The organism is Pseudonocardia sp. (assembly GCF_050246655.1).
GTDB lineage: Bacteria > Actinomycetota > Actinomycetes > Mycobacteriales > Pseudonocardiaceae > Pseudonocardia.
Window position 1 is genome coordinate 1 of record NZ_JBFWVQ010000155.1, and the last position, 10,257, is coordinate 10,257.

Here is a 10,257-nt window from a genome sequence, read left to right on the forward strand (position 1 = left end):
CCGTACTTGAGGCAGTGGGCGCCGCCGGAGTTCTCCGCGACGTTGCCGCCGATCGTGCAGACCTGCTGGCTCGACGGGTCCGGCGCGTAGTAGAGGCCGTGCGGCGCCGCGGCCGCCGTGATCTCCAGGTTCGTCACGCCCGGCTCGACGACCGCGCGCCGGTTCACGGGATCGACCTCCAGGACGCGCTTGAGCCGCGCCAGGCTGATCACCACGCCGTCCGCGACCGGGACGGCGCCCCCGGACAGGCCCGTACCCGCGCCGCGGGCGACGAACGGCACGGTGTGCTCGTGGCAGACGCGCACGGCGGCCGCCACCTGCTGCGCGTCCCGGGGCAGCAGCACCAGCTCGGGGCGCACCCGGTAGCCGGTGAGGCCGTCGCACTCGTAGGCGCGGCAGCGCACCGGATCGGAGATCACGTCCCGCGGGTCGAGGGCCTGCTCGAACGCCAGCCTGACCGTGCCGTCCAGCGCCATGGGTCGAGGGTACGACCCGTGCCGCCCCGCGTGCATGATCCGCACCTGCGGTGCACGGCGGCCACGGGTGGCCGCGCCGCACCGCGGACGGGGATCACCGCCCGCGGAGGACGCGGCGCCGGAGTCGTCGGCGAACGAGTCCGTGCTGCTCGGCCGGTGGACGCACACCGGTGCGACCACCGTCGGAACGGAGAGCCTCGGCAAGGGGTGACACCCGCTGCGGCTCGGCGAACGGCCGCATCGCGACCACGCGGCCCGGGGTAAGAACTCCCCATGGACGCATTGCACGTCGACCCCACCCTGCGCGCCTTCGTCGCCGACGAGCTGCTCCCGGGCCTCGACATCGACCCCGACCGGTTCTGGGCCGCGCTGGTCGACCTGCACGAGCGGTTCGCTGGCCGCACCGCCGCGCTGCTCGCCCGCCGCGACGAACTCCAGGAGCGTCTCGACGGGTGGCACCGGGAGCACCGCGGGGACCCCGACCTCGACGCCTACGAGGCGTTCCTCACCGAGATCGGCTACCTGCTGCCGCCCGCGTCGCCGACGGTGCACGTCACGAAGGTCGACGCCGAGATCGCCGAGGTGGCGGGCCCGCAGCTCGTCGTCCCGGCCACGGTGCCGCGCTACGCGCTCAACGCCGCCAACGCGCGGTGGGGCTCGCTCTTCGACGCCCTCTACGGCACCGACGCGTTGCCGCTGCAGCACGAGCTCGCGAGGGGCTACGACGAGCGCCGCGGCGCCCAGGTGATCGCCGAGGCGGATCGGCTGCTCGACGAGTACTTCCCGCTCGCCGACGGCAGCCACGCCGACGTCACCGCCTACCGCGTCGACGATCCGGCGAAGCTCACGATCGAGACCGCCGCCGCGACGACCACGCTCGCCGACCCGGCGCAGTTCGCGGGCTCCGCCGACGGCGCGGTGCTGCTGAGTCGCAACGGGCTGCACGTCGAGCTCTCGATCGACCGGTCGCACCGGGTCGGGCGCCAGCAGCACGCGGGCGTGGCGGACGTGGTGGTGGAGTCGGCGGTCACCACGATCGTCGACCTGGAGGACTCCGTCGCGACGGTGGACGGGCCGGACAAGGTCGGCGCCTACCGCACGTGGCTCGGGCTCATGCTCGGCACGCTCGAGGCCACCTTCACCAAGGGCGGGGAGGAGGTCGTGCGCCGGGTCCACGGCGACCGGCGCTACGTGGGCCCGGACGGGGCGGAGCTGGTGCTGCCGGGCCGGTCCGTGCTGCTGGTCCGCAACTGCGGCCACCACATGCGCACCGACGCCGCGACGATCGGGGGCGAGCCCGTCGGCGAGGGCCTGCTCGACGCGCTCGTCTCCGTCACCGCCGCGCTGCACGACCTGCGCGGCCGCGGCAGGTTCACCAACTCGCGCACGGGCAGCGTCTACGTCGTCAAGCCGAAGATGCACGGGCCGGACGAGGTGGCGCTCGCCGTCGAGATCCTCGCCGCCGTCGAGGAGTTCCTGGGCCTGGAGCCGACCACGGTCAAGATCGGGATCATGGACGAGGAACGGCGCACGTCGGTCAACCTGGAGGCCTGCGTCGCCGCGGCCGCCGACCGCGTCATCTTCGTCAACACCGGCTTCCTCGACCGCACCGGCGACGAGATCCACACCGACTTCGAGGCCGGGCCCGTGGTGCGCAAGGGCGAGATGAAGTCCGCGACGTGGCTGCTCGCCTACGAGGACCGCAACGTCGACGTCGCGTTGCGCGCCGGGTTCGCCGGGCAGGCCCAGGTCGGCAAGGGCATGTGGGCCAAGCCGGCCGCCATGCGCGAGATGCTCGACACCAAGGGCGCCCAGCCCGAGGCCGGCGCGAACTGCGCGTGGGTGCCCTCGCCGACAGCCGCGACCCTGCACGCGCTGCACTACCTGCGCACCGACGTCGCGGCGCGGCAGCGGGAGCTCTCCGGCCGGCCGCTGACGGACCGGCGCAGGCTGCTGGAGGTGCCGGTGCTGGGCGGGGACGCGGCCGCCGACCTGTCCGCCGCCGACCGCCGTCACGAGTTGGAGACCAACGCCCAGGGGATCCTCGGCTACGTCGTGCGCTGGGTGGGGCTCGGTATCGGGTGCTCCACGGTGCCGGACCTCTCGGGGGTGGGGCTCATGGAGGACCGCGCCACCCTGCGGATCTCCAGCCAGCACATCGCGAACTGGCTGTACCACGGGCTCGTCTCCGACACGGAGGTGCGCGAGACCTTCGCGCGGATGGCGGCGCTGGTGGACGAGCAGAACGCGGGCGAGCCCGGATACGTGCCGATGAGCGCCGACCTGGAGGGCAGCCCGTCGTACCAGGCTGCGCTGGAGTTGGTGTTCGCCGGGCGGGCGGAACCGAACGGGTACACCGAGCGGGCGTTGACGACCTGGCGGCAGCGGGCGAAGGCCCACTGACCGCGGCCCACCTGACCCGCGAGTTCCGCATCCTGCCGCGGCGAGTTGCGCATCCTGCGGTGGCGAGTTCCGCATCCTGCGCCCGCGAGTTGCGCATCCTGCCGCCGCGAGTTCCGCATCCTGCGCCCGCGAGTTGCGCGTTTCGACAGGGCGTGATCCGCGTTCGGTCCGACGAATCCGCGGACGTCGGGCTGAGGGGACGTGCAACCCGCGAGTTAGCGTCGGGGACGTGCTGGAGTTGCGCCGCGTCCCGTTCACCCATCCCGATGCCGTGGCCCTCGTCGCCGCGGTGCAACAGGAGTACGTGCAGCGCTACGGCGGTGGCGACGGCACGCCGGTCGACCCGGCGGAGTTCGCCCCGCCGCGCGGATGGTTCGTCGTCGGGTACGCGGGTGGGGAGCCGGTGGCCGCCGGCGGGTTCCGGGTGCGGTCGGGCGCCGAGGACGCCGCGGTGTGCCACGGCGACGCCGAGATCAAGCGGATGTACGTCGCCGATCACCATCGGGGGCGCGGGTTCGCCCGTGCTGTGCTCGCCGAGCTCGAACGGGTCGCGCGCGAGCTCGGCTGCCGGCGGACGATCCTGGAGACCGGGACCCGTCAGCCGGAGGCGGTCGCGCTCTACCGCAGCGCCGGCTACGTCGCGATCCCGCCGTTCGGGATCTATCGCGAGCACCCGGCGTGCCGGTGCTTCGCGAAGGCGCTCTTGGTGCCGGTCCGAGGCGTCACCCGCTCCGCCTGACGATCCCGCAACTCGCGCCGGCGGGATGCGCAACTCGGCCGGGCCAGTCCCGCAACTCGCCCCGGCCAATTCCGCACCTCGCCCCGGCCAATTCCGCAACTCGCGGCCGCGGGATGCGCAACTCGCCGCCGCAGGATGCGCAACTCGCGGGGCGGGGCGTGACCTCGGACCCGAACACGAGTGGCGCCGGGTGCGGGCGGGGTAGGAAAGAGTGTGTTCGCGCTCGTCCTCGCCCATCTCGCCGCCGCCGCGATCCTGCCGGCCCTGGCGGCCCGGAGCAGACGGGCGGCGCTCGCGCTGGGGGCGTTCGTGCCCGCGGTCGCGCTGACCTGGGCGTTGGCCCACACGTCGGCCGCCCTGGACGGCGGGGTCACAGAGGTGGTCGGGTGGGCGCCGGAGCTGGGCCTCACCCCGTCGTTCCGCCTGGACGCGCTCGCGCTCGCGATGGTCGTCCTGGTCTCCGGGCTCGGCGCCGTCACGCTCGCCTACTGCGGCGGCTACTTCGCCCGCGCCTACGCCCCCGATCCCGGCCCCGGCAACCGGACGGCGGCGATGCTCGTCGCCTTCGCGGGCCTCATGCTGGGCCTCGTCCTCGCCGACGACCTCCTCACCCTGTACGTCTTCTGGGAGCTGACGTCGGTGGTGTCGTTCCTGCTGGTCGGCCAGGGCGGCGAGCAACGGGCGGCGCGGCGGGCCGCGGTGCAGGCCCTGCTGGTGACGGTCGCGGGCGGGCTCGCGATGCTGCTCGGGTTCGTGCTGCTCGGCGAGGACGCGGGCACCTACCGGATCTCCGAGATCGTCGCCGCGGGGCAGGCGGGGACGCTCGATGTCGGCGCGCTCACGTTCGCCCTGATCCTCGCAGGCGCGTTCACGAAGTCCGCGCTCCTGCCGTTCCACCCCTGGCTCCCGGCGGCGATGGCGGCACCGACGCCCGTGAGCGCGTACCTGCACGCGGCCGCGATGGTGAAGGCCGGGGTGTACCTGGTCGCGCGGTTCACCCCGGCGTTCGCGGGCCACCTCGCCTGGACGGTGCCGGTGGTGGTGATCGGGCTCGCGACGATGCTGCTCGGCGGGTGGCGGGCGCTCGGCGAGACCGATCTCAAGCGGCTGCTCGCGTTCGGCACCGTGAGCCAGCTCGGGTTCCTGACGGTGCTGTTCGGGGCAGGGGAGGCGACGGCTGCCATCGCGGGGGAGGCGGTGCTGCTCGCGCACGGGCTGTTCAAGGCGTCGCTGTTCTGGACGGCGGGGGCCGTCGACCGGCTGGCGGGGACGCGCGACCTGCGCGAGCTCGCGGGGCTGGGGCGGGTCCTGCCGGGCCTCGCCGTCGCGGCCGCGCTCGCGATCGCCTCGATGATCGGGCTGCCGCCCCTCCTGGGGTTCATCGGCAAGGAGGCGGCGTTCGCGGGGTTCGCGCAGCACCCGTGGGTGCTCGGGGGGCTGGTCGCGGGATCGACGCTGACGGTCGCGTACGGGGTGCGCTTCTGGTGGGGGACGTTCGGGCCGCTCGCCGCCCCGGCCCCCGAGATCGGCGGGCACCGCGGAGCGCGCGCCGCGCTGATCACACCCGTCTGGATCGGGGCGGTCGCCGGGCTCGTGCTCGGCCTCGCCCCCGGGATGGTGGACGCGCTGGCACAGGCCTACGTGAGCTCGCCGTACCACCTCGAGCTGTGGCACGGCTGGACGTGGGAGCTGGCGCTGTCCGCGCTGGCGCTGGGCGCGGGCCTCGCGCTGCACCTGGTGCGCCGTCCGCGCGTCCGGCTGCCGGCGGCGATGGACGCACAGCACGCCTACGAGGTGCTGCTCGACGGGATCGGCCGCCTGGCGGTGCGGGTCACGGGTGCGGTGCAGGCCGGTTCGCTGCCGGGCTACCTGGGGGTGATCCTGCTCGTCGTGGTGGTGCTGCCCGGCGGGGCGCTGCTGGCCGCGGGCGTGGGGCCGTCGGACCCGCCGTGGGTGCACTCGTGGCTGCAGGTGCCGCTCGCGGTGCTCGTGCTGACGGCGGCGCTGGCGGTGACCCGCGCCCGGCGCCGCTTCACCGCGGTGCTGCTGGTCGGCGCGATCGGCTACGGCGTGGGAGGCCTGTTCGTCGTGGACGGGGCCCCGGACCTGGCGCTGGCCCAGTTTCTGGTGGAGACGCTCAGCGTGGTGATGGTGGTGCTGGTGCTGCGGCGGCTCCCGGCGCACTTCGGGCAGTCGCAGGGCCGGACGTCGCGGCGGGTGCAGCTACCGAAGGCGCTGGTGGCGGTGCTCGGCGGCGGGGTCGTGGCGGCGCTGGCGCTGGTGCTGAGCGGGGCGCGTACCGAGCCGCCCGCCGCGGCGGAGCAGATGCTGGCGCGGGCGCCGGAGGCCGGTGCGTCGAACGTGGTGGCGGCGATCCTTGTGGACTTCCGCGCGCTCGACACCATCGGCGAGACCACCGTGCTGTTCGCGGCGGCAGCGGGCGCGACGAGCCTCGTGCTCGCGACCCGCCACGACCGCCGGGCTCGTCGCCCGTCGCCGGACCGCGAGCGCCAGGAGGTGCAGCGATGACGGCGAGGCCCAGACCGTTCCTGCTCTCCGGCACGCGGCGCCCCGGCGAGCCGCGGATGCTGCTGCTGGAGATGACGACCCGGCTGCTGATGCCGACGATCCTCGTCTTCTCCCTGTACCTGCTGTTCGTCGGCCACTACGGCCCGGGTGGCGGCTTCTCGGGCGGGCTCGTCGCCGGCCTGGCGTTCGTGCTGCGCTACATGGCGGGCGGGCGCGGCGAGGCGGGCGATGCGCTGCCGGTGCGGCCCTCGACGCTGATCGGGTCGGGCCTCGTCGTGTCGCTCGGGACGGCGCTGGCACCGGTGTTCGCGGGCGCCCCCGTGCTGACCAGCACGACGATCGCCGTGCTCGGCCTGGAGTTCCCCAGCAACCTCCTCGTCGACGTCGGCGTGTACCTGCTGATCGTCGGAGTGGTGCTGGAGCTGCTGCGGGCGCTGGGTGCCGGGGTGGAGCGCGACCTGCGGGAGGACTGGACGTGAGCGTGAACCTGACGATGGCCCTGACCGTGGGCGGGCTCTACGCGGCGGGGTTCTACCTGCTGCTGCAGCGCTCCCTGATGCGGGTGCTGCTGGGGATCATCGTGCTGGGGCACGGGGCGAACCTGCTGCTGCAGCTCGCGGGCGGTCCGCCCGCCCTGCCGCCGGTGGGCGCGGTGACACCGGAGTCGAGCGCCGACCCGCTGCCACAGGCGTTGGCCCTCACCGCGATCGTGATCACCTTCGCGCTGACGACGTTCCTGCTGGCACTGGGGTACCGCTCGTCCGTCCTCGTCGGGCACGACGACGTCCAGGACGACGTCGAGGACCGCCGGATCGGCGAGCGGGTCCGACCACGGGCGGGCCTGGAGGGCGAGGACGAGACCGACCCCGCGGAGCGTGCTGCGTGAGCGCGGTCGTCGCCGTCCCGGTGCTGCTGCCGATGCTGGGGGCGGCACTGGCGATGCTGGGCGGGCGGCACCCCGCGGTGCCGCGGGTCGTGGCGGTGCCGACGGTGGCCGTGTCGGTGGTCGCGGCGGCCGTGCTGCTCGCCGCCGCGGACGCCCGCGGCCCGGTGGTGCTGCACGTCGGCGGCTGGGGCCCGCCCGTGGGCATCACGCTGGTCGCGGACCGCCTCTCGGCGCTGCTGCTGCTGGTCTCGACGCTGGTGATGCTCGCCGTGCAGGTCTACGCCATCGCGCAGCGCGTGACGGACCAGGGCCGGGAGGCGCCGAGCACGACGTTCCACCCCGTCTACCTGCTGCTCTGCGCCGGGGTCGCGCTCGCCTACCTGACCGCGGACCTGTTCACGCTGTTCGTGGCCTTCGAGGTGATGTTGACGGCGTCCTACGTGCTGATCACGCGGCGGGCCTCGGCGCGGACGGTGCAGGCGGGCATGACGTACGTGACGGTGAGCCTGCTGTCGTCGCTGCTGTTCCTCACCGCGATCGCGCTGGTCTACGCGGCGACCGGGACGGTCAACCTGGCCGACCTCTCGGAGCGGGTCGTGACGCTGCCCGAGGGCCTGCGCGCCGTGCTCGCGCTGCTGCTGCTCGTCGTGTTCGGGATCAAGGCGGCGATCGTGCCCCTGCACTTCTGGCTGCCCGACAGCTACCCCAGCGCCCCGGCCCCGGTGACGGCGCTGTTCGCGGGCCTGCTGACCAAGGTCGGCTTCTACGCCCTGCTGCGCACCCAGACGCTGATCCTGCCCGCGGACGGCCCGTCCCCGCTGCTGTTGGCCCTGGCGGTGGTGACGATGCTGGTCGGGACGCTCGGCGCGGTGGCGCAGGACGACCTCAACCGGCTGCTGTCGTTCCTGCTCGTCGGCCACATCGGGTTCATGCTGTTCGGGCTCGCGGTGGCGACCCCGGAAGGGTTCGGTGGCGCGGCGCTGTACGCGGCGCACCACATCACGGTGCTGGCCGCGCTGTTCCTCGTCAGCGGGCTGATCGTGCGGCGCACGGGGACGGCGGCCCTGGACCGGATGGGCGGGCTGGCGCATGCCGCGCCCGTGCTGGCGGTGCTGTTCGCGGTGCCCGCGCTGACGCTCGCGGGGCTGCCGCCGACGGCGGGGTTCGTCGCGAAGCTCGCCCTGCTGCAGGCCGGTGCGCGGGCCGGGCCGTGGGCCGTGGCGGCGGCGGGCGTCGTGGTCGTCGCCTCGCTGTTCACCCTCTACGCGCTGGTGCGGGTGTGGACGCGGGCGTTCTGGGGGGCGCCGAAGCCGGCGCTGCCCGACGAGGATCCGAGCGACGAGCTGGTCGTGGGCACCGCTGCTGCGTCGATGACCTCCCGGCCGATGTACGCGGCGACGGCCGCGATCGTCGCGGTGAGCCTGGGGATCGCCGTCGCGGCGGGCCCGCTGTCCGCGACGACGGCGCGTGCCGGTGCGGACCTCGCCGACCGCAGCGCCTACACCGTCGCCGTCCTGGGGGTGGACCAGTGAGCATCCTGGTCCGGATCGGCTGGCTCACCGCGGTGTGGGTGCTGCTGTGGGGGTCGGTGACACCGGTGACCGTCCTCGGCGGGATCGCGGTCGCGGCGGGCGTGACGGCGGTGGCGCGGTTGCCGCGGGTGGTCGACCCGCTCGCGGTGCGGCCGCTGCGGCTGCTGATGCTGGCCGGGCACCTGCTGTGCGACCTCGTGGTCTCCAGCGTCGAGGTCTCGTGGCACACGCTACGGCACGGGCCGGCGGCGCGGGCGTGCGTGCTGGAGATGCCGCTGCCCACCGGCTCGGACCGGGTCACGGTGGCGATCGCGAACGCGATGTCGCTGGCCCCCGGCACGATGGCGCTGGACTTCGACCTCGACGGCCGCCGCTGGTACCTCTACGTGCTCGGCCCCCGCACCCCGGCCGATGTCGAGCGGGCGCGGCGCCGCGCGCTGGCGCTGCAGCAGCGGGTCGTCGCCACCCTGGACCCGGAGGTGCGGTCGTGAGCACCGTGTTCACCGTGGCCGCCGCGATGCTCGTCGCGGCAGGCGCGCTCACCGGGATCCGCCTGCTGCGCGGGCCCAGCACGCTGGACCGGATCGCCGCTCTGGACGTCCTCGTCGTGCTGCTGGTGGCCGCCACCGCCGGATACGTCGGGTGGTACCGGGACACGTCGAACGTCCCGCTGCTCGCCGCGGTGGCCCTCGTCGGGTTCGTGGGCAGCGCGACGGCGGCCCGGCTGGCCGAGCGACGGGAGCGCCACCGGTGATCCTCGACGTGCTCACGGCGGTGTTTCTGCTGGTCGGCGCCGCGCTGTGCCTGCTGGGTGCGCTGGGCGTGGTGCGCCTGCCCGACCTGCCGGCCCGGCTGCAGGCTGCCACCAAACCGCAGACGCTGGGCCTGCTGTGCATCCTCGCCGCCGCCGCGCTACGCCTGGACGTCGCGGGGGCGCTCGCGCTGGCCCTGGTCGGCGTCTTCCAGGTCCTGACGGCCCCGGTGATCGCGCAGCTGCTCGGGCGTACGGCCTACCGGACGGGTACGGCGCGTGACGAGGTGTTGGTGGTGGACGAGCGGGAGTAGCCGGCTGAGCGTGAGGTCAGGCGGGGCTGGTGGCCGGCTGTGCTCGGGCGGGGTGCCGGGGTGGGCGGCGCCTGCGTCGGGTGCGGCGGGCGGCACGGCTCGGGGGTGCGGTGGGTGCGGTGGGTGCGGTGGCGGGTCGGTGGCCCGCTGGAGTGCGGTGGCGGGGTGGTGGCCCGCTGGAGCGCGGTGGCGGGGTGGGCATGGCCGCCGCGGCGGGCCGTGCGGAGTCGGCCCGGCTTCGCAGGGGTTCGGCCGCTTCGCAGGGTTGTGCTCGGCTTCGCAGGGTCCCGCGTGCTTCGCAGGGTTCTGCTCGGCTTTGCAGGCCGTTCCGTCCGGCTTCGCAGGGTTCTCCGACACCTCGCAGAGGCTGCAGCGCCTGCGAGGCGTGGGTGGGCTCTGCGGGGTGCAGGTTGCGGGGCGCTGCGAGGTGTGGGGCCTCTGCGAGGTGCGGCGGGGTCAAGTCCGCGGGCGTCTGCGAGGTGCGACGGGCGTCGGCGAGGGGTTGCGTCCCGTGAGCTGGTGGAGTTCGGGGTTCGCCGTGTTCGGTGTGGCGACCATGACGGAGGCGGCCACCGTGTGACGGTCAGTGAGACCTGGCTAAGGGTTCTCACGAAGGGACACGACACA

At 74.4% G+C, this 10,257-nt stretch carries 10 protein-coding genes; 9 read left to right on the forward strand and 1 reads right to left on the reverse strand.

Annotation, left to right across the window (positions count from 1 at the left end; genetic code table 11):
• Positions 1-476, reverse strand: a 476-nt coding sequence (locus tag AB7J25_RS28145) for an FAD-binding oxidoreductase (RefSeq protein WP_428513950.1), incomplete at its 3' end; no start/stop codon positions are given.
• Positions 477-749: 273 nt separating this feature from the next.
• On the opposite strand from AB7J25_RS28145, the gene AB7J25_RS28150 reads away from it, so the two are divergent.
• The 9 genes from AB7J25_RS28150 to mnhG all read left to right on the forward strand — a co-directional run bounded on the left by AB7J25_RS28150 (position 750) and on the right by mnhG (position 9,630).
• The gene (locus tag AB7J25_RS28150; protein ID WP_428513951.1) at positions 750-2,879 is read left to right on the forward strand and encodes a malate synthase G; all 2,130 of its coding nucleotides are present in this window, start codon (positions 750-752) and stop codon (positions 2,877-2,879) included.
• 232 nt (positions 2,880-3,111) lie between these two features.
• Entirely contained in the window at positions 3,112-3,618 is a 507-nt protein-coding gene (locus tag AB7J25_RS28155; RefSeq protein WP_428513967.1) for a GNAT family N-acetyltransferase, read from the forward strand.
• Between the two features lie 213 nt (positions 3,619-3,831).
• Positions 3,832-6,147 (forward strand): hydrogen gas-evolving membrane-bound hydrogenase subunit E, encoded by a 2,316-nt coding sequence (gene mbhE, locus AB7J25_RS28160; protein ID WP_428513953.1) that lies wholly within the window; start codon positions 3,832-3,834, stop codon positions 6,145-6,147.
• Positions 6,144-6,626, forward strand: coding sequence for an MnhB domain-containing protein (locus AB7J25_RS28165; RefSeq protein ID WP_428513955.1), 483 nt, complete (start codon positions 6,144-6,146; stop codon positions 6,624-6,626). The genes mbhE and AB7J25_RS28165 overlap by 4 nt, the downstream gene beginning before the upstream one ends.
• A complete protein-coding gene (locus AB7J25_RS28170; RefSeq protein WP_428513957.1) occupies positions 6,623-7,033 on the forward strand; it encodes an NADH-quinone oxidoreductase subunit K in 411 nt (136 codons plus the stop codon). The genes AB7J25_RS28165 and AB7J25_RS28170 overlap by 4 nt, the downstream gene beginning before the upstream one ends.
• Positions 7,030-8,565, forward strand: coding sequence for a Na+/H+ antiporter subunit D (locus AB7J25_RS28175; protein ID WP_428513959.1), 1,536 nt, complete (start codon positions 7,030-7,032; stop codon positions 8,563-8,565). Before AB7J25_RS28170 ends, AB7J25_RS28175 begins: the two co-directional genes overlap by 4 nt.
• Complete coding sequence (locus AB7J25_RS28180; protein WP_428513961.1) at positions 8,562-9,056, forward strand: Na+/H+ antiporter subunit E; 495 nt, start codon at positions 8,562-8,564, stop codon at positions 9,054-9,056. Before AB7J25_RS28175 ends, AB7J25_RS28180 begins: the two co-directional genes overlap by 4 nt.
• The gene (locus AB7J25_RS28185) at positions 9,053-9,319 is read left to right on the forward strand and encodes a monovalent cation/H+ antiporter complex subunit F (RefSeq protein ID WP_428513963.1); all 267 of its coding nucleotides are present in this window, start codon (positions 9,053-9,055) and stop codon (positions 9,317-9,319) included. Before AB7J25_RS28180 ends, AB7J25_RS28185 begins: the two co-directional genes overlap by 4 nt.
• Entirely contained in the window at positions 9,316-9,630 is a 315-nt protein-coding gene (mnhG, locus tag AB7J25_RS28190; protein ID WP_428513965.1) for a monovalent cation/H(+) antiporter subunit G, read from the forward strand. Before AB7J25_RS28185 ends, mnhG begins: the two co-directional genes overlap by 4 nt.
• The last annotated feature ends 627 nt before the right edge of the window (positions 9,631-10,257 follow it).

Excerpts from the sequence above, each read along its gene's own strand:
- AB7J25_RS28150 (WP_428513951.1), top strand. The coding sequence starts at position 750 with ATGGACGCATTGCACGTCGACCCCACCCTGCGCGCCTTCGTCGCCGAC.
- AB7J25_RS28165 (WP_428513955.1), top strand. The coding sequence starts at position 6,144 with ATGACGGCGAGGCCCAGACCGTTCCTGCTCTCCGGCACGCGGCGCCCC.